This is a genomic window from Streptomyces sp. NPDC006743 (assembly GCF_040703815.1).
In the GTDB taxonomy this organism is placed as follows: domain Bacteria; phylum Actinomycetota; class Actinomycetes; order Streptomycetales; family Streptomycetaceae; genus Streptomyces.
The window spans coordinates 335,923-355,089 of sequence record NZ_JBEYJA010000001.1 but is presented as its reverse complement, the minus strand read 5'-3'; the positions used below and the strand labels follow the sequence as shown (position 1 = coordinate 355,089).

Annotated in this window: 13 protein-coding genes; 1 reads left to right on the top strand and 12 read right to left on the bottom strand. The window is 75.5% G+C overall.

Features of this window, described 5'->3' with window-relative positions; all coding sequences use genetic code 11:
- Nucleotides 1-84: 84 nt before the first annotated feature.
- Nucleotides 85-951, top strand: coding sequence for an AraC family transcriptional regulator (locus ABZ719_RS01470; protein WP_366723216.1), 867 nt, complete (start codon nucleotides 85-87; stop codon nucleotides 949-951).
- 112 nt (nucleotides 952-1,063) lie between these two features.
- On the opposite strand, the gene ABZ719_RS01465 is transcribed toward ABZ719_RS01470, so the two are convergent.
- The 12 genes from ABZ719_RS01465 to ABZ719_RS01410 form a co-directional block, all read right to left on the bottom strand.
- Entirely contained in the window at nucleotides 1,064-2,008 is a 945-nt protein-coding gene (locus ABZ719_RS01465; RefSeq protein WP_366723215.1) for an aldo/keto reductase, read from the bottom strand.
- Between the two features lie 78 nt (nucleotides 2,009-2,086).
- A complete protein-coding gene (locus ABZ719_RS01460) occupies nucleotides 2,087-3,583 on the bottom strand; it encodes a GMC oxidoreductase (protein ID WP_366723214.1) in 1,497 nt (498 codons plus the stop codon).
- 325 nt (nucleotides 3,584-3,908) lie between these two features.
- The gene (locus tag ABZ719_RS01455; RefSeq protein WP_366723213.1) at nucleotides 3,909-5,030 is read right to left on the bottom strand and encodes a sugar nucleotide-binding protein; all 1,122 of its coding nucleotides are present in this window, start codon (nucleotides 5,028-5,030) and stop codon (nucleotides 3,909-3,911) included.
- Nucleotides 5,027-6,061, bottom strand: coding sequence for an ROK family protein (locus ABZ719_RS01450; RefSeq protein ID WP_366723240.1), 1,035 nt, complete (start codon nucleotides 6,059-6,061; stop codon nucleotides 5,027-5,029). The genes ABZ719_RS01455 and ABZ719_RS01450 overlap by 4 nt, the downstream gene beginning before the upstream one ends.
- A complete protein-coding gene (locus ABZ719_RS01445; protein ID WP_366723212.1) occupies nucleotides 6,051-6,479 on the bottom strand; it encodes a cupin domain-containing protein in 429 nt (142 codons plus the stop codon). The genes ABZ719_RS01450 and ABZ719_RS01445 overlap by 11 nt, the downstream gene beginning before the upstream one ends.
- On the bottom strand, nucleotides 6,472-7,716 hold the full coding sequence (locus ABZ719_RS01440; RefSeq protein ID WP_366723211.1) for a sedoheptulose 7-phosphate cyclase: 1,245 nt from the start codon (nucleotides 7,714-7,716) through the stop codon (nucleotides 6,472-6,474). The genes ABZ719_RS01445 and ABZ719_RS01440 overlap by 8 nt, the downstream gene beginning before the upstream one ends.
- 8 nt (nucleotides 7,717-7,724) lie before the next feature.
- Nucleotides 7,725-9,824, bottom strand: coding sequence for a 4-alpha-glucanotransferase (gene malQ, locus ABZ719_RS01435; RefSeq protein WP_366723210.1), 2,100 nt, complete (start codon nucleotides 9,822-9,824; stop codon nucleotides 7,725-7,727).
- Nucleotides 9,821-13,342 carry a Cof-type HAD-IIB family hydrolase gene (locus ABZ719_RS01430; RefSeq protein WP_366723209.1) on the bottom strand — a complete coding sequence of 1,174 codons (3,522 nt, stop codon included), beginning with the start codon at nucleotides 13,340-13,342 and terminating at the stop codon, nucleotides 9,821-9,823. The genes malQ and ABZ719_RS01430 overlap by 4 nt, the downstream gene beginning before the upstream one ends.
- 11 nt (nucleotides 13,343-13,353) lie before the next feature.
- Nucleotides 13,354-14,307, bottom strand: a complete 954-nt coding sequence (locus ABZ719_RS01425) for a carbohydrate kinase family protein (protein WP_366723208.1) — start codon at nucleotides 14,305-14,307, stop codon at nucleotides 13,354-13,356.
- Entirely contained in the window at nucleotides 14,304-15,452 is a 1,149-nt protein-coding gene (locus ABZ719_RS01420; protein ID WP_366723207.1) for a sugar phosphate nucleotidyltransferase, read from the bottom strand. Before ABZ719_RS01420 ends, ABZ719_RS01425 begins: the two co-directional genes overlap by 4 nt.
- Nucleotides 15,445-17,577 carry a glycosyltransferase gene (locus tag ABZ719_RS01415; RefSeq protein WP_366723206.1) on the bottom strand — a complete coding sequence of 711 codons (2,133 nt, stop codon included), beginning with the start codon at nucleotides 17,575-17,577 and terminating at the stop codon, nucleotides 15,445-15,447. Before ABZ719_RS01415 ends, ABZ719_RS01420 begins: the two co-directional genes overlap by 8 nt.
- Entirely contained in the window at nucleotides 17,574-19,115 is a 1,542-nt protein-coding gene (locus ABZ719_RS01410) for a hypothetical protein (protein WP_366723205.1), read from the bottom strand. Before ABZ719_RS01410 ends, ABZ719_RS01415 begins: the two co-directional genes overlap by 4 nt.
- Between the last annotated feature and the right edge of the window lie 52 nt (nucleotides 19,116-19,167).

Here is a 19,167-nt window from a genome sequence, read left to right as displayed (position 1 = left end):
CGTCGCGGGCACGGAATGTCGGGTCCGCCACCGGGCCCGCCGCCTAGCGTGGTGGGCACAGGAAAGGAAGGAAGGGGACCGGGAGTGCTGGAGCGGCTCAACCAGGCCATGGAACACATCGAGGACCACCTGTCGGAGGCCGTCGACGTGGCCGCGCTGGCGCGGATCGCGACCACGTCGGAGTATCACCTGCGCCGGATGTTCTCCTCGCTCGCGGGCATACCGCTGTCGGAGTACGTACGGCGCAGACGGCTCACCGTCGCGGGCGCCGAGGTGCTCGCCGGACGCGACTCGCTGCTGGACATCGCGGTGCGCCACGGCTACGGCTCGGGAGAGGCGTTCGCCCGGGCGTTCCGCGCCATGCACGGCGTCGGGCCCGGCGAGGCCCGCCGTACGGGTGCCGCACTCGTCTCCCAGCCCCGGCTGTCCTTCCGTCTCACCGTCGAAGGAAGCAGCAGCATGCGATATCGCGTAGTGGACCGGCCGGACTTCGCCGTCGTCGGGTACAAGGCCCGGCTGCCCCTGGTGCACCAGGGGCCGAACCAGCCGATGATCGACTTCATCCGCGGACTGGGCCGGCCGGCCCTGGAGCGGCTGGAGAAGCTGTCGGACCAGGAACCGCACGGGGTGGTCGCCGTCTGCGACGGCCTCGACCCCTCGCGCGCCGAGGGCACCGAGTTCGACTACTACCAGGGGGCGATCACCTCCGCCGCCGTCCCCGAGGGCATGACGTCCCTGGCGGTCCCGGCCGGTACCTGGGCGGTGTTCACCACCTCCGGCCCGGCACCCGAGGCCATCCAGACGCTGTGGCGGGACGTGTTCACCCAGTGGTTCCCCTCCAACCCGTACCGCGGCCGCCCCGGCCCCGAGATCCTGCGCAGCCGCCCGCAGGAGGGCGGGAGCGGGGCGGACGCCGAACTGTGGCTGCCCGTGGAGCGGGAGGAGAGCTGAGCGGAGGCGGCGGCCGGGCGGGGGCGCGTCCGTCGCGGTGAGGCCCGTGCGGCCCAGAGCTGCGGACAAAAGGGGGCACGCCGCCCGCCGGGCCCGCTTCTGTCCGCGGTTCTCAGGGCAGCGGGGTGCCGCGGGCGGCCACCCACAGCTCGTACCACTCCTCGTGGGAGAGGCGCGTCTCGCCGCTCACCGCGTCGGCGCAGGCGCGGATGCGCTCCGGGCGGGTGGTGCCGACGACCGGGGCGATGCCCGCCGGGTGGCGCTGCAGCCACCACAGCAGGACGGTCTGCGGTGTCGTCCCCTTGCTCCTGGCCAGGTCGGCGACGAGCCGGCCGGCCGGGGTGTCGTCGCCCTCGGTGAACCGGCCCCGGGCCAGCGCGCCCCACGCCTGGAGCCGGATGCCGGCCGCCGCGCAGTGCTCGAGCGTCCCCGGCGGCCAGCCGGTCCCGGCCGCGGCCGGGGTGTTGAAGAGCACCCCGGCCTCCACCCAGTCCCGGTGGGCGAGGCTCATCTCCAGCTGGTCGACGACCAGCGGCACCTCCAGCCGGGCCTGGAGGGAGGCGATCTGCGGCCCGCTCATGTTGGACACGCCGAACTGCCGTACCAGGCCCTGGGAGTGCAGGGAGGTGAGGGCCCCGGCGATCTCGTCGGGGTCCGCGAGCGGGTCGGGCCGGTGCAGCAGCAGCACGTCCACCGTGTCCGTACGCAGCCGTGCCAGGCTCTCCTCCACCCGGCGCACGATGCTCGCGGCGCGCAGGTCGTAGTGGCCCACCCGGCCGCCCTCGGGCAGCCGGATACCGCACTTCGTCTGCACGGTGATCCGCTCGCGCAGCCCCGGCGCGCGGGCGAGCACCTCGCCGAAGACGGCCTCCGACTTGCCGAACCGGTAGATGTCGGCGTGGTCGAACGCCGTGATGCCCGCGGCCAGGGCCGCTTCGACGGCCGCCTCGGCCCGCCCCACGTCCTCGGCGGTGTACGGCAGGGTGTCCCAGCCGCCGCCCAGGCCCATGCAGCCGTACAGCAGCCGGTGCGCGCGGATGTCGGGGGGTGCGGTCATGGCGGTCTCCGTAGGGTGAGAGGAGGGGGAGGGGAGAGGGGGTGGGGGGTGGAGGGGGTGCGGCGGTCGCTGGGCCGGTCAGGCGCGCAGGGCGTCGGCGAGCATCTCGGCGGCGGCGAGCACCGGCAGCTGCGTGTTCGCCGCGGGCACCGTCGGCAGCACGGAGGCGTCGGCGATCCGCAGGTCCGCCACGCCCCGCACCCGGCCCTCGCCGTCGACCACGGCGAGCGGGTCGTCCTGCGGTCCCATGGCACAGGTCCCCACCGGATGCCAGTAGGTGCCCACCCGGTCGCGCAGGTCCGCGTCGGACAGTTCACGCACCGGCACGCCGCCGTCGGGGGGCCCGGCCAGGGAACCGAGGGCGGCGGCCAGTTCCGCCGCCTTCTCCAGCCCCGAGCGGAGCACGGCGAGGTCGTGGCCGTCCGGGTCGGTCAGGAACGCCGGGTCGATCTCGGGCGGTTCGGCGGGGTCGGCCGAACGCAGCCGGACCCGGCCGCGGGAGACCGGCTTCATGAGGAAGGCGGACACCCCGGCCTCGTACTCGCCCGGCGGCAGCTTCCCGAACAGCGGCGGCCCCGCCGTGGGGAGCAGGTGCAGGTCCCACGCCCCGTCGGGGCAGCGTTCGCTCGCCGCCCTGACCAGCATCCGGCTCACGTAGAGTTCCCCGGCGGCCTCCTTGGCGGCCAGCGCCGCGTTCAGCGCGGCCGTCGGGGACAGCGGCTGGAACACGCCGGGCTGGTCGGACAGGTTCGCGCCGACCCCGGGCAGGTCCGCCTCGCAGCGGATGCCGTTCTCCGCCAGGTGCGCGGCCGGGCCGAGGCCGCTGCGCAGCAGCACGGCGGGTGAGCCGAAGGTGCCGGCCGTGAGGACGTACGTACCGGCCGTCAGCGTCGTGGGCCCGCCGTCCGTGTGCACCCGCACGCCGTGCACGCGCCCGCCGCGCACGGTCAGCCGGTCCACCAGGGCGCCGCTGAGCACCGTCAGGTTGGTCCGGGCCCGCGTCGCCGGGTCAAGGTAGGCGAAGGCCGCGTTGCGGCGCAGGCCGTCCACGGCGTTCAGCAGGGGCCGGCCCCGGCCGGGGCCGCCCTCGGCCGAGCCCATGTCGACCTCGGCGTGACCGAGCCGGCGGGCCGCGTCGAGCGCCCCCTCGCTCCACGGGGACAGTTCGTGGTCCGGGACCGCGCGCAGCCCCATCCGCTCCACCGCCCTGCGCCGGTACGGGTCCATCGCCGGGGCCGACCAGCGCTCGCCGCCCGCGCGGACCCACTCGGCGTGGTCGGCCGGTGAACCCCAGGTGTTCCAGCAGCCGTTGATGCACGAGGAGCCGCCCAGTACGCGGGCGCGGATGCGGTAGAACGCGGTGTGCCGTTCCCACACGTCGTCGCGGGGCAGGGCGCGCGCGTTGCGCACCTTCTCCGGCCAGTCCCGCTCCCGGGGACCGTAGTCCGGGCCCGCCTCCACGAGACAGACCGAGCGGCCGGGGTCCTCGCTGAGCCGGGCCGCCAGCACGCAGCCCGCGACACCGCCGCCGAGGATGACGACGTCGTGGCCGGAGGGGATCGATGAGCTTGCCATGGCTGCTCCCATGAGGTGTCGTCGCCGGGTGAACGGCGGGGTGAAGGGCTGGAGGGAGGGCGGGGTGAGCGGCGGGCGGGACGGGCCGGCGGGTCGGCGGTCGGGCGGGACGGGCCGGTCGGAGGACCGGCCGGCCCGTCCCGCCCGCCGGGCCGCCACGGACGCGCCGTGGCCGCACGGACCACGGGCACGTCAGGGCCGCACGGGCCACGGGCGCGCTGCTGCTGCGCGGCGGCCCGGGGCGCGTGCTGCTGCGCAGTGGCCCGGGGCGCGCTGCGGCCGTGTGGTGACCGCAGGCGCCCTGCGGCCGGACGGGGACCGGGTGCTACGACCGCACAGGGGCCGTGCCCGCGTCCGCGTCCGTGCCCGTGCCCGTGTCTTTCGGCTGGGTGTCCCCGTCCGCGCCGCTGCCGGTGAACGCGGGCGCCAGCAGCCGGGCCCCCTCCGCCACGCCCCGCAGGGTGATCTTCTCCGTGGCCGGGAGGGCGGGCAGCACCTCACTGGTGAGGCAGGCGTTCGCCGGGCGGGAGGCGTAGCGCGTACGGGCCCGGGGCACCGGGACGACCAGACCGGCCGGTGCTCCCAGGGCCCCGGCGATCACCGTCGCCCACTGAGCGCGGGTGACCCGGTCCGGGCCGCCCAGGTGCAGCACCGCGGGCAGCGGGTCCGCGGTGCGCAGCAGGGCCGCCGTCACCTCGGCCACGTCGGGCAGGACCACCGGTGTCGTCCAGTGGTCGTCGGGGGCCTCCACGCGCTCGCCGCGCAGCAGCCGGTGGGCGCAGACGGCGAAGAAGTTGAGCCACTTGCCCGCGTCTGCGCCCTCGTGACCGTAGACCAGGCTGACGCGCAGCGCGACGGCGCCCGGGGACGCGGACAGCAGTGCCTGTTCGGTCGCGAGCTTGGCCCGGCCGTAGGCGTTGGCCGGGCTCACGGGCGTGCTCTCGGTGTTGTGCGCCGAGGTGCCGTCGAAGACGTTGTCGGTGGAGATCAGCACGATCCGCGCGTCCCGGGCCAGGGCGGCGAAGTTCTCCGCCACGGCGACGTGCGCCGCCCGCGCCTGCTCGGGGTGTTCCTCGCACCAGGTGGCGTCGGAGGGGCCGTGCACCAGGACCACGCGGTCGGGGCGGACCCGGGCCAGGAGCCGTTCGCAGGACCGCCGGTCGGTGGCGTCCAGCGCCTCCCAGCGCGCCCCGTACGACTCCGGGGCCGGGACGGGACGGCGACGCGAGGCGAGCGTCACCGCCTCCCCGGACGGGACCAGCCGACGGGCGAGGGCGGAGCCGATCAGCCCGCTGCCCACCACGAGCGTGCGCGCCGCGCCCGCGGCACCCGGCGCGCGGACGCCCGCGGTGCCCGGGCCGGGGATGCCCGCGGTGCCCGGGCCGGTGATGCCCGCGGTGCCCCGCGCCAGGCGGTCGTCGGACGCGCCCCCCGCGAGGCCGTTCACGGTGCCCCCTGCGAGGTGGGGACCGGTGTGCGCTCGGTCAGCAGGCGGCCCGCGCCGATCAGCCCGTGGTCGTCGTCGGCCACTCCCAGGGAGACCATCGCGTCGACCTGGCCCGCGTCCAGGCCGAAGCAGCCGAGCCGGGTCAACTCGCCCACCAGGAGCCGCCGGTAGGGCTCGCCGACGGCCAGCGCGAAGCCGCCCATCAGGATGTAGCGGCACACCCCGACCGACGTGAACACCGCCGAGACCGCCTGGGCGAGGTGGGTGAGGGTGCCGCGCAGCACCTCGGTGGCGAAGGCGTCGCCCTCGCGGACCGCGCGGGCCGTCGCCCGGTTGTCGATGTCCTCGGCCCGGCCGCCGCACAGCGCGGCGAGCCGCGAGCGGCCGAAACCGGCCGGATCGGCGGCGGCGGCCCGCCGCGTGGCGGCCAGCACGCCCCGGCCCGAGGCGATCGCGCCGAGGTGGCCGCGCCCCCCGCAGTCGCACGGCGGCGCGTCCGCGGAGACGTCGCACACCCAGTGGCCCAGCTCCCCGCCGTGGCCGTCGGCGTCGACGAGGACCTCACCGCCGCGGAACACCTTGTTGCCGATGCCCGAACTGACGGTCAGCAGGCAGAAGTCGCTCGGTTCGGTGGCCGCGTACCGCCAGGCCGCCGCCGTCAGGTCGTTGACGACGACCGCCGGTGCCCCGGTCCGTTCGGTGAGCAGGTCGCCCAGGGGCAGCGGGTCGCCGCGCCTGCCCCACACCGTCGGGGCGGCCACGACGAGGCCGCCCGCCGTGATGGGACCGGCGAAGGCCACCCCGAGCGCCCGGGGGACGCGCCCGCCGGTGTGTGCGCCGACCTCCCGCACGATCTGGTCCACCACCCGCCGCTGGAGCACCGGCACGGGCGCGCCGGGGTCGCGGTGCATGCCCTCGACGGGCATCCGGCGCACCCGGGACAGCGCGCCCGTCGCCGGGTCGTAGGCGCCGATCCGCAGCGTCGTGCCGCCCACGTCGAGCACGGTGAAGGTGCCCTCGTCACGCGTCATGGACACCGTCCGCCCCTTCCCCGTGCGCCGCCCCGCCGGGCCCGGCGCCCCGTTCCTCGCGCACCGCCACCTCGAAGACGAGCAGCCGCAGGTCCTCGTGGGCGGAGTCGTTGCGCAGGCCGTGCTCGCCGTACGGCTCGTTGACGACCACGTCGCCGGGGCCCACCCGGAACTCCCTGCCGTCCCGGTACATCAGCCCGCCGCCGTCGAGCACCACGTACGTCTCCCGGTCGGCGCCGTGCCGGTGCCGGCCGATCGAGGTGCCCGGCGGCAGCACCGCGAGGTCGACGAACTCCGCGCCGGGCGAGCCGGGCCGGCGCGCGAAGAGGCGGTGGGCGAGGATCGTGCCGACGCCGTCGTGGTCACGCTCCTTGCCCCTCAGCAGCTCCCGCAGATTGACCAGGTCCTCGTCAGGCATCACGCCGCTCCGCTCCCGCGCCCCCGCGCCCGGTGTCCGGCGTGCCCGCGTCCTCGGCCAGCGCACCGAGCGCGGCCACCAGCACGTCCCCGGGCACGTCCTCCAGTTCCTCCACGAACGCGGCCTTGCCGATCCCGGTCGGCACCACCAGCTGCAGCTTGCGGCCCCGCCGCTGCCAGGACGCCCGCAGCGCCTGCGTCATCAGCTCCGGCGTGCACGTCTCCGGGTCGAACACCGGCAGCCCGATCGCGCGCAGCAGCCGGACGATCCGCTCGCAGGTCTCCTCGTCCGCGAGGCCCAGCAGCCTCGCCACGTGCGCCGACAGCGCCATGTCGACGGCGACGGCCTCACCGTGGCGGAGCCGGTGCTCGCCCGCCGTCTCCACGACGGGGCTGAAGGTGTGGCCGAAGTCGACGAGCCGGGCGAGGTCGTGCTCGCGCAGGTTCGGGCACAGCTCCTCCATCATCAGCCGCATCGACGTGCGCAGGACGTACTCCTCCAGCTCGCCGTGCGGACGGTCCGCGCCGCTTTCGCCGGCCGGCCCGCGGAACACGTCCGGGTGCCGCTCCAGCGTCCGGAACAGGTCCTCGTCGAGGATCACGGCCATCTTCACGATCTCCGCGAGGCCGCAGCGGATCTCCCGGGACGGCAGCGTCGCAAGGAAGGCGGGGTCGTTCAGGGAGGCGTGCGCCGGGTGGTAGGCGCCGAACATGTTCTTCGTGTGCAGCGCGTTGACACCGGTCTTCACGCCCACGCCCACGTCGACCTGGCCGACGAGGGTGGTGTTGACCTTGATGTAGCGGATCCCGCGCGCGTAGATGGACGCGGCGAAACCGACGACGTCCGCGACGATGCCGCCGCCGACCGCGAGCATCACCCCGTGCCGGTCCAGGCCGTCCGCCTTGGCGACGGCACACACGTGCTCCACCGAGGCGAGCGTCTTGCGGTGCTCGCCGGTGGGCAGGACGTGCAGGCTCCACTGGCCCGGCCGCACATGGCGGTCCAGGTAGGCGCGTATCCGGGCGCCGTAGAGCCGCTCGACGGCCGGGCTGACGTAGGCCACCACACGGCGGCCGTCGACGGCGTCGGCGAGCAGGGTGTTGTCCGCATCGAGCACTCCACCGGAGAGGTCGACCCGGTAACGGGTGCCGTCCGGTGCCCTCAGATCGAAGCCGCCGGCGTCCTCGCGGACCCCCGCGAGCGGCTGGCCGACCCGGTCAAGAACCTGGCCTGACATCTGTCTCCTCAGTCTTCCTCGGTCTTCTCACACGTATTACTGGGTTCACAGGTCTCGCGGGATTCCGCGCCACGCTGACCGAGGGCCGCGAACACCCGGGTCAGGGCCGGTACGAGGGGCCGGCCGGGAAGCTCCTCCAGCGGGACCGGGCGGCCCCGGCCGTCGCTGACGGGCAGCCGCCAGTTGGGGTGCACCGACGACGTGCCGGGGATGTTCTGCGGGCGCAGGTCACCGGTGGCGTCCGGCAGCCACACGCCGAGCAGCCGGGCCGGGGTGCGGCACAGGAACCGGTGGAGCGCGACGACGTCGCCCTCCGGGTCCGGCAGCAGCCCGAGCCGCTCCAGCTCCGCCAGCCAGCCGTCGCGCTCGGCGGCGGCCTCGGCCTTCTCCTCGGCCTCCGGGCGGGTCAGCAGGCCCAGCCGGGAGCGGAGTTCGACGTGCTCGCCGCTCAGCCAGGCAGCCGTGGTGGGCAGGTCGTGCGTGGTGAGCGTGGCCAGGCAGTCGGCGCGCCACCGCTCGGGCGGCAGCGGTCCGTGCCGGCCCTCGGAACCCCCGAGGTACTCGAACCGCTGCACGGACGTGCCGAGGACGCCGCGCGCGTGCAGGAACTCCCGTACGCCGGCCTCCACGGTGCCCAGGTCCTCGCCGATCACCGAGGCCCCGGCCCGGTGCGCCTCCAGCATGACCGTGCCCAGCATCGCCTCCGCGTCGTAGCGGACGTACGTGCCCTGCGACGGCGGGCGGCCCTCGGGCACCCACCACAGCCGGAACAGGCCCATCACATGGTCGATGCGCAGCGCGCCCGCGTGCCGCAGGCCCGCGCGCAGCAGCCGCGCGGCCGGCAGCCAGCCGGTCGCCGCGAGCCCGTCGGGGCGCCACGGCGGCTGCCCCCAGTCCTGGCCGTGCGGGTTGAAGTCGTCCGGCGGCGCGCCGACGCTCATCCCGGCGGCCAGGCAGTCGGCCAGCGCCCAGGTGTCGGCGCCCTGCGGGGCCACCCCGACCGCGAGGTCGTGGATGAGCCCGATGCCCATGCCCGCGCCGGTCGCCGCGCTCTGCGCGGCGGCGAGCTGCTCGTCCGTGATCCACGCCAGCCAGCGGTGGAAGTCCACCTCGGCGGCCAGTTCCTCGCGGGCGCGGGCCACGGCGGGCGAGCGCGGGTGACGCAGCTCGGCCGGCCAGGACCGCCAGGCACCGCCGTGCACCTGGGCCAGCGCGCACCAGGTGGCGAAGTCCGTCAGGTCACTGCCCTCGCGCGCGGTGAAGGCGGCGAACGCGGCGGCCCGGCCGGGCGTCAGCGGCACCTCGTGCACCGCGCGCAGCGCCTCGTGCTTGAGCGACCGCACGCTCTCCCGGTCGATGAGCGCGTCACCGCGCAGCACGGCCTCGTTCAGCGCCCGCGCCCCCTGGGCGCACCGCTCGGCGCGGTGGCGGGCCTCGCCGGTGAGGTACGCGTACTCCGGCACCGCCTCCACCCGTACGTGCATCGGGTCGGGGAAGCGGCGGGTGCCGGGACGGTAGGGCGACGGGTCGGGCAGCGGTCCGGGCTCGACGGCGTGCAGCGGGCCGAGCTGGACGAAGTCCGCGCCCAGGGACCGGCCCGACCAGGACGCCAGTTCCGCGAGGTCACCGAGGTCGCCCATGCCCCAGGAGCGGCGCGAGAGCACCGAGTACAACTGGACGAGGAACCCCCAGTGGCGGCCCTCGGGCACGGGCAGCCGTTCCGGTACGACCAGCAGCGGCGCCGACGCCTCGCGTCCGCGTGCGCTCACCCGCAGGGTGTGCCGGCCGATCGGCAGCGGGCCGGACAGGGCGGCCCGGCCGCCGCCGTCCTCCAGCTCCACCTCGGCCACCGCCCCGTCGGGCAGCGCGGGCCGGGCCGCGTCCGGGCCGCGCAGCACGACGCAGTCGGGCAGCAGCCGGGCCGCGGCACGGGAGCGGTGGGCGGCCAGCGCGGCACCGGCCGCCGAGTCCGTCGAGGCGTCCACCCCGCAGGCGGCGAGCACGGCCACCAGCGTGTCCGGCGAGACGGCGACCTGCAGGCCCCGGTCGGTGGTGTACGCGGTGGAGATCCCGTGGGCACGGGCCAGTTCGCGCAGGGCCTCACTCATGCGCCACGCTCCGGCACCGGGCGCGGGCGCGACCGCGGCGCCTCGCCGGCCCCGCCGGTCGCACCGACGTCACCGGTCGACCCGACGTCACGGGAGTCACGGAGGTCACCGTTCGACCCGATGTCATGGGAGTCACGGAAGTCACCGGACGACCCGACGTCACTGGAGCCACGGAGGCCACCGGTCGGCCCCGTGTCACGGGTCTCACGAACGTCAGCGGTTTCACCGACGTCACCGGCCTCCTCCGCCGTGCCGAAGAGGCGTTCCAGGACGACGGCGACGCCGTCCTCGTCGTTGGCCGGGGCGATCTCGTCGGCCATCGCCCGCAGGGCCGGGTGGGCGTTGCCCACGGCCACCCCGTGCCCGGCCCAGGCCAGCAGGGGGATGTCGTTGGGCATGTCCCCGAAGGCGACCGTCTCGGCGGCGGTGAGCCCCAGCAGCTCCGCCGCCCGCGCCACCCCGGCGCCCTTGGTGGTGCCCGGCGGCAGCACCTCCACCATGCCGCGCACCGAGTGCACCACGGTGACCTCGTCCCCGCACAACCGCCGGGCCTCGGACTCCAGTTCGTCCTCCGGGACGCCCGGATGGTGCAGGACCAGCTTGTCGATCGGATCGGTCCACAGCAGCCCGCGGTCGGTGGTCACGTCCCAGCCGTGCCGCACCCGTTCCCCGAACCGCGGGGTCACCTTGAACCGGCTCTCCGGCGGGGCCGTCACCACGCCCAGCTCCAGCGTCCCGAGCGCGGCCTCCACCCGCTCGACCACACTGCGTGCCAGGTCCAGGTCGAGCGAGGCCGAGGTCAGCAGCCGGTCGGCACCGGCGTCGTAGAGCTGCGCGCCCTGCCCGCACACGGCGAGGCCGCGGTAGCCGAGCGCCGCCAGGTACTGCTTGCAGGCCGTGGCGGGCCTGCCGGTGACCACCAGGTGCCGCGCCCCCGTCTCCCGCACGCGCGCCAGGGCGCGCAGCGTCCGCGCGGACACCGTGAGGTCGTCGCGCAGCAGCGTGCCGTCGAGGTCGGTGGCCACGAGCCGGAACGCCGGCCGGGCCGTGCCGGCCGGCCCGCCGACGGGCGCGGTCACCCGGACGGCCGCCTCGGAGCCCTCGGAGGCCGTGGCGCCTTCGGAACCCTCGGAGGCCGTGCCTTCGGAGTCCTCAAAGACCGTGGACCCCTCGGAACTCTCGGAGTTCACCTCGGCGGTGTCCTCCGGTCCGCCGGCCGTGGCGGCCACCTCGATGCTGTCCCAGGTGACCCGGCCCGAGGCGAGGGTGAGCATGACGAGCAGGTGCCGGCCGACGGGCGGCCCGTCCAGGGTGCCCCGGAAGACACCGTCGCCGGCCGGGGCCAGCGGGGCCAGGACGACGCCGCTGCCCGCGGGCACCGCCTCGTCGGAGGCGGCGGCCTCGGCGCGGGACTCCAGATCCGAGGCCCGCGCCGTGCCGGTGACCGCCACGTCGACGTGGCGCGCGCCCGGGTGCGTGTACGTGACGTGCCAGCGGCCCGCAGCGTCCTGCCGTGTCCGGCACCGTCCGCGCAGCCGCGCCGCCCAGTCCGCACGGCCCGCCGCCCGCGCCACCCGCGCGCACCGGACGAAGTCCGCCCGCGCGTACGCGGCGGCGAACAGCCGCTCGCAGGCCGTCTCGTCGAGCGGCGCGCACCGCCCGTACGCGTCCACGTCGCCGAGCGCCGCCGCCGACCGGGCCACCAGTGCCCGGTGCTCCGTCCAGGCGGTGGCGGGCAGCGCGTCGAACCAGCCGTACCGTACGGCGTCCTGGACCGGGTACGGCCTGCGGCGGCCGCCCAGCAGGTCGGCGAAGGCCGCCAGCCGCAGGTCGGCGCTGTGCCGCCAGGTGAAGGACCGCGCGGTGGCGCGGGCCCGCTGGGACAGGCGGGCGTACGCGTCGCGGTCCGTGCGCCACAGCGCGGCGGCCTCGCGTATGCGCGCGGTGAGCGCGCCGGCCAGCGCCGGGTCGTCGTCGCGGAAGGAGCCCGGCAGCGCGAACCCCGTCGACGCCGGGTCCCCGGGCGGCAGGGCGTGCCCGAAGTGGGCGGTGACGGTCTGCGCGGTGGCCAGCGGCACCGCCCCGCACGCCATGGCCTCGGCCTGGGCGATGAGGAACCCGTCGAGTTCGTACTTGGAGGGGAACACGCAGAAGTCCGCGCAGGCGGCCTGCTCGAACAGGGTGTCCTCGCCGGCCAGCCGCCAGTCCAGGTGGACCCGGTCCGGATACCGGTCGGCGACGGCCTGGAAGCGGGCGTTGGCCGGACCGGGCGCCGCCGCCCCGCCCCCGCCGGTGGCGAACCGCAGCACGAAGCTCACCTCCGGATCGGCCGCCAGGACCTCCTCGACCGCGCGCATCAGCTCCAGCTGGCCCTTGTGGTGCACCGCGTACCGGGCGGCGTGGTAGAAGACCGGGCGCGCCGGGTCGAGGCCCAGCGAGCGCAGGACGGCCGCCCGGTCGACGGCGCCCGGGTCGCGGGCCAGCCAGCTGTCGGATATTCCGCAGCCCCCCATGAGCAGCTTGTCCGCCCGCTCGCGCACCATCCGCGCCAGCGGCAGCGTCGCGAACAGGCTCCCGAAGGGCGTGTCGCGGAAGGTGGCGCAGTGGTCGCGCTGGCCCGGCGAGACGAAGTCGACCAGATCGGCGTGGGCCATGATCAGCGGCAGGAAGGAGACGTGGTCGGGGCCGTACTCGACGTGCATCCGGGTCCCGGCCAGGGCCCGCGCCATCGTCGCCTGCGCACTGTCCTCGGCGGGCGGCCGCGCGTCCGGCGCGTCCAGGTCCGCGGCCACGCCGAACAGCGCGAGCAGCCGCTCCACCTGCGGCCGGTACACCTTCTGCGTCACCGGCGCGTTCGCCGCGACCGTGCTCACCGTGCGCAGCAGCGGGTCCTCGGCGAACAGCGGCGGCAGCAGGTAGTGGTAGTACGGCTCGAAACCGTGCACCACCGCCGGGCCGCCGCCGAGGTGGCGGCGGATGAAGTGGGCCCCGGCCACCTGGAAGACCAGCGACTTGAAGTGGGCCAGGTCCCGGCCCTCGGTGCCCGGCGGCGGGTACAGCCGGTCCGGCAGCAGGTCCAGGAAGGCGTCGGAGAGGAAGTAGACGTCCACGCCCTCCAGCCGCAGCCGGTGCGCCCGCGTGGTCAGCTCCAGGGTGATCTCCGGCGGGTGGTCCGGCCACACCTTGGGGTCCAGGACGAGCGGCACCCGGTGCTCGTGGACGTAGTCGAGTTCCTCGATCGCGTGGTCGCGGCGCAGCGCGCCGAGCAGCCCGTGGGCGGGTGTGACCAGCGAGACCCGGTGGCCGCGCGCCGCGTACTCGCGCGAGAGGTTCCACACCAGCGGCGACAGCCCGCCCCGCATGAGCCGGTTGTCGAACCCGCCGCACTCGAAGGCGAAGTGGATGATGTGCATCGCGTTCGCGGGCGCGTCGTGCGTCCGTGTCCCGTCCGTACGCCGCTCCCCGGGTGTCCGTGTCCCGGCCGGAGGCTGTGTGTCGGGTGTCCGTGTTTCGTGCATGCGCGTCCGCCTCATCCCAGTGCCGCGGCGGCGCGCGCGGCGGCGGCGCGCAGCCCGGGCAGGTCGATGAACTCGGTGTGGGTGCCGAGGCTGCCGCACACGAACGCGCCGGCCACCGAGCCCGCCAGCACGCACTCCTCCAGGTCACGCCCCTCGAAGAGGGTGTGCAGGAACGCCGTGACGAACGCGTCGCCCGCGCCGTTGGTGTCCACCACCGGCCGCTCCGGACGCACCGCGGGGAAGTGCCGCACCCGGTCCTCGCCGCGCACCAGCAGGTGGCAGCCGTCGGCGCCGTCCGTGGCGACGACGAACCGCGCCCGGCCCTCCTCGACGACCGACCGCAGCACCGCCTCCAGCCGGTCGTGGATCGCCGCCGCGCTCAGGAACACGTAGTCGGAGGCGAGGGCGTACGTACGGTGGTGCGGGTTGCGCCCGTCCCAGTCGTGCAGGTCCGTCGAACTGGTCACGCCCAGGCGGTGGATGTCCTCGTACATGTCCTGGTTGTGGCCGATGATCGACAGGTGGACGTGCGCGGAGCGCTCCAGGAACGGCAGGTAGAAGTCGCGCGGCAGCCTCAGCCCGGCGGGGTGCCGCCCGTCGTAGAAGGAGAACCGCCGCCCCTGCGGGTCGACGAGGTTGGCCGCGCGCGGGGTGCCGTGCGGGGAGACGACGTGAGCGAAGTCCAGGCCGTGGCGCGCGTAGTGGCCGAGCACCATGCGGCCCTGCGGATCGTCGCCGAGGAAGTCGATGAACTTGGTCCGCAGACCCAGCGTGTGCCAGCCCAGCGCCACCCCGTTGCCGGTGTGCCCCACGTAGTCCCGCAGCGGCTCCACGAACACCGAGTCGCCCGGCGGCACCCGCAGTTCGTCGACCCGCACGATGGTGTCCACGCCCACGCCGCCGACCACCAGCACGTCGTAGTCGCTCGTCCGCCGCTCGCCCGCGGCCCGTCCCGAGACGGTCATGCCCTCACTCCTTCGGTGACTTGCTGGACCTGGCCGTCCTCCAGGACGACCGCCCCGTCGATGTCCGCGCCCGGCGCCACCACGGCACCGGGCAGCACCACACTGCGCCGCACCCGCGCCCCCGCGCCGATCCGCACGCCCGGGAACAGCACGCTGTCCTCGACCAGACCCGCGTTGACCAGGTCGGCCGGGACCAGGCAGGAACGGACACCGGCGGCCTCGGCCACCCAGTGCCGGGCGGTGCCCGGGCGGACGGTCAGCGGCATCTCGGTCACCGGCAGCGGCGCGCGCGGCCCCGTGGCCAGCGCCAGGTGCGCCCGGTGGTAGCGCTCCACGGTGCCGATGTCCTCCCAGTGGCCGCGCACCTCGTGCCCGCGGATGTGCTCCCCGGCCGCGAGCATCGCGGGGATCACGTCCCGGCTGATGTCGTGCTGCCAGCCGGTGCCGTCCAGCGCGGTCAGGTAGCGGCGCAGCACGGCCGCGTCGAACACGCAGAACGCCGCGAACACCAGGTCGGAGGTGGGGTTCTCCGGCTTTTCCACGAACTCGGTGAGCCGGCCGCGGCCGTCGAAGCCGACCATGCCGAACAGGTGCACCCAGCGCGGGTCGATGCGCTGGTAGGCGACGGTCAGCGCGGCCCCGGACGCCCGGTGCGCCGCGACCAGCGGACCGTAGTCGTAGCGGTAGACGTGGTCGGCGTGCAGCACCAGGACGTGCTCGGTGCCCTCGGTGAAGACGTACTCCGCCTTGCGGATCAGCGCGTCCGCGGTGCCGCGCTCCAACGGCCAGGTCCGCGCGGGAAGTTCACGGGGAAGGCCGCCACCGGCGGGGACGGCCCGGTAGGCGCTGTCGTACGGCCCGAAGTGCACCCGGAAGCCCGGCCGGGCGTTCCACACCCGGTGCAGGTCGTCCATCAGCAGCCGCTCCTCGTACTGCGACAGCAGCAGCACCTCCGGCAGTCCCGAGGCGCGGGCGTTGGCCAGGCTGAAGTCGATGAGCCGGCAGGCGCCACCGAAGGGGACCAGCGGCTTGAGCCGGCCGGTGCCCAGCGGACCCATGCGCCGACCCTCGCCGCCGGCCAGCAGCACCGCGCGCACGCCGCGCAGACCGGTTCCGCGCGGCTCGTGCGCCCGAGGATCAGACATGACGCACCTCGTCCCAGGTGACGCGGCCGGAGGAGAGGGTGAGCAGGAGCTGGGCGCCGTCGGCCGGTACCTCGCCCGTGAAGACGCCCGGTGCGGTGCGCTCCAGGGTGGTCACCTCGGGCAGGGCCCGGTCCGAGTCCCGCCGCGCGCCGACCACTTCCACCCGTTCGGCGTGCGGCAGCCGGTACTCCAGACGGGTGCCGCTCACCCGCCGGCGCTCGCGCAGCGCGGTCACCTCCGCGGGCGGCACGGCGCCGGGGACGCGGGCGAGGACCCGCTCGCAGGCGGCGAAGTCGGCCCGCAGCCAGGCGGCGCGGAAGATCCGCCGGGCGGCGTCCGTGTCGAGCGGGGCGTGGCGCGCGTAGGCGTCGAGGTCGCCGTGGTCCACCGCGGCGTCGGCGGCGGCCTGCCGGTCGTACCCCAGGTCGTCGGGGAGCAGGTCGAACCAGCCGTGCCGCAGCGCGAGTTCGGGGGACAGGACCGGCGGCCGGCCCTCCCACAGATCCGTGAACGCCGCCAGGTGCAGGTCGGCGCAGTGGTCCCAGGTGAAGACCCGGGCGACCGCCGAGGCCCGCCGCGACAGCTCCCGGTAGCGGTCCGGCTCCTCGGACCACAGCGCCGCCGCCCGGCGGATGCGGTCGGCGAGCGCGGCGACCAGCAGTTCGTCGTCCTCCGCGAAGGAGCGGTTGACCGCGAAGCCCGTGGTGGTGTCCGGCCCGTCGGCGTGCCGGAAGTGCTCCATGCCGCGCTGGTCGGTGGCGATGGGCACCGCTCCGGCGGCCATCGCCTCGCCCTGCGCGATGAGGAAGGTGTCCATCTCGAACTTGGACGGGAAGAGCGCGAAGTCCGAGGCGGCGGCGTACGCGAACACCCGCTCCTCGGGCACCCGCTCCCACTCCAGGTGCAGCCGGCCCGCGTGCCGGGCGGCGACCTCGTGGAAGTACGGGTCGTCGATGCCGGCGCCGGAGATGCAGCGGATGACGAAGTTGGCCGCCAGGCCCTCGCCGAGCACCCGGTCCACGGCCCGCACCAGCTCCACCTGGCCCTTGTGGTGGACGGCGTAGCGGGCGTTGTGGAAGAACGTGGGCAGCTCCGCGTCCAGGCCCAGGCCGCCGAGCACCTCGGTCCGGTCGACTCCCTCGGGGTCCCAGGCCAGCCACTGGTCGGAGATCGCGCAGCCGCCGACGAACATCTTGTGCGCGTTGCGCCGCACCACGTCGGCGATCGGCAGCCGCCGGAACAGCGCCTCGAAGGGGGTGTCCCGGAAGGAGGCGTAGAAGTCGAGCTGGCCGGGGGAGAGGAAGTCGATCAGGTCGGCGTGCTCGGCGGTCAGCTCGTAGAGCGCCACGTGGTCCGGCGGGTAGGTGTAGTGCAGGTGGGTGCGCTGCTGGTACTGGACGACGGCCGCGGGCACGTCCGGCTCGGGGTCCGGACCGGGCAGCTTCACGTCCACGCCGAGCAGCTCGAACAGGCGCTCCACCTCGGGCGCGTACACCTTCTTCGCGATCGGCATGTTGCTCTGCACGTTGCTGACGACCAGCTTGGTGGGGTCCGCGCGCAGCGCGGCGGGCAGCAGGTGGTGGTAGTACGGCTCGTGCGCGTGCACGATCGCCCGCTCCTGGCCGAACCAGGCGCGCAGGAACCGCACGCAGTCCACCTGGAAGACCAGCGGCTTGAAGAAGACCAGGTCCCGTCCCTTGGCGGAGTAGGGCGGGTAGAAGGTGTCCGGCAGCCGGTCCAGGTACTCGTTGGACAGGAAGTACAGGTCCACGCCGTCGAGCCGGATGCGGTGGGCGGTGGTGCGCAGCGGCAGCCGCACCTCGGAGGGAAAGCCACGCCACACGCGGGTGTCCAGGGCCACCGGCAGTGTGTAGGCGTCGTCGTAGGGCAGGTCCTCCACGTCGTAGCGGCCGCGCAGGTCCTCGAGGCGGCCGTGCGCCGGGGTGACGATGGAGACCCGGTGGCCGCGGGCGGCGAAGGTCCTGGAGAGGTTCCACAGGTAGACGGAGGTGCCGCCCTGCAGGAAGGTGTGGTCGAAGCCGCAGCACTCGAAGTACGTCTCGATGACGTGCATCCGGGGCGCGGGGGAGGTGCGGGGCGGCCGGGGCGCGTTCACGGCGGTCATGTCCTCGCGGGGGTCGTCGGGGCGGGGGTCCTCGGGGCGGTGTCCGGCGCCGGCGCGAGCGCGTGGCGCAGGTCGATCGCTGCGTGGTAGGGGCGGGCGTGGTCGTGGTTGTAGCCCAGCTCGTGCAGCAGGCGGCGCAGGTAGAGCAGGCGCCGCAGCGGGCTGTCGGGGGCGGGGCCGAGCAGCAGGCGCAGCACGTGCGCGCGCCAGGTGTCGGCGGTGCGGAACACGGCGTCCACCACGGCCCGCCCGCCGGGCGGCAGGCCGTCGGCACCGTCCGGGGACGCCTCGCCGGAGACCTCCAGGGAGGCGTACATGGTCAGGGTGGAGTCGATGCCGAGCCGGCGGGCGCTCTCGAAGGCGGCCTCGTCGGCCGCGAAGTACTCCAGGGCGCGCTGGACGGCGACGAGGTCCTGGAGCGGCGACTGGGCGGCGTAGGCCGGGTCGTCGGGCGACACGGCGGGCGTGGACAGGTCGATGACGCTCATCCGCCAGGGGGCGCCGTCGGTGTCCTGCTCACCGCACAGCAGGTGCGACAGGTGCAGGTCGCCGTGGCACGGTCCGGCGCCCGGCGCCGTGTCCGCCCCGGCGAACTCCTCGCCCAGCAGGGCCACTTCGCGCTCCAGGGCGGCGAAGGCGGCACGGCGGGCGGCGGTCGGCAGGGGCGGTCCGTCCCCCGAGGCTCCGGCCGGAGGTTGTGCCGCGCCCGCCAGGCCGGCCAGCCGGCGCGCGGCACGCTCCAGCGCCTCGCCCACCGGATAGCCGGCCGAGGGCGCGCCCAGGAGCGCCGACAGGTCCCGGTGGAAGGCGCGCAGGAAACTCCCGGCGGCGCGCAGGTTCTCCTCCAGGGGGCGCAGATGGGCCCGGACGAGCCCTTCCGGTGCCGCCTCCCGCCCGGTCAGCCGCGGCCACAGGGAGCGCAGGTTCTCCCGCAGCGGTACGTCGATGCCCCGGCCCGGCGCGTGGCGGTACAGGACGCCCAGCGGGTGCCGGGTGCCGCGCACCGGGTCGGTGTACGTGTAGTCACCGGCCCACTCGGGGGTGTGCCCGGTGCCGCTCATCAGCCGCAGCAGCCCGGGTTCGCGGACGGTCTCGTCCAGCCGCCGGTAGGTCTTGTGGATGTGGGCGAGGCCGCCGATCTCCACCAGCGACAGGGCGTTGGAGGACCAGCCCTGGTCGAACGGCAGCCGCCGCACCTCGCCGGCCGGGAGGCCGGGCGCCCGCCGGAACTCCAGGACACCGCCGCGGGCGGTGCGCAGCGGTGTCCCGGCCAGCACCCTGCGCACGGCCGCGAGCCCGGCGGTGGCGTCCCCGCCCCCGTCCCCGTCCCCGCCGTCCGGCCCGCCGGTCCGTACCGGGACGAAGAACCGCTGCCCGGACGCGGGGCCGCCCACGGCGGCCACCACGAGCAGCAGGTCGTGCGGGCCCAGCACCGCGTGGTCGAGCCGCTCGAAGCGGTCGGCGGCGCGGGCGTCGTGGGACATCCACGGGGCGTCGCGCAGCAGCTCCCCGAGCCGCGCGTCACCCGGCACGGTCACGCTCGGCTCACTCGGCCCACTCGCCCGGCTCGGCTCATTCGACTCGCTCAAC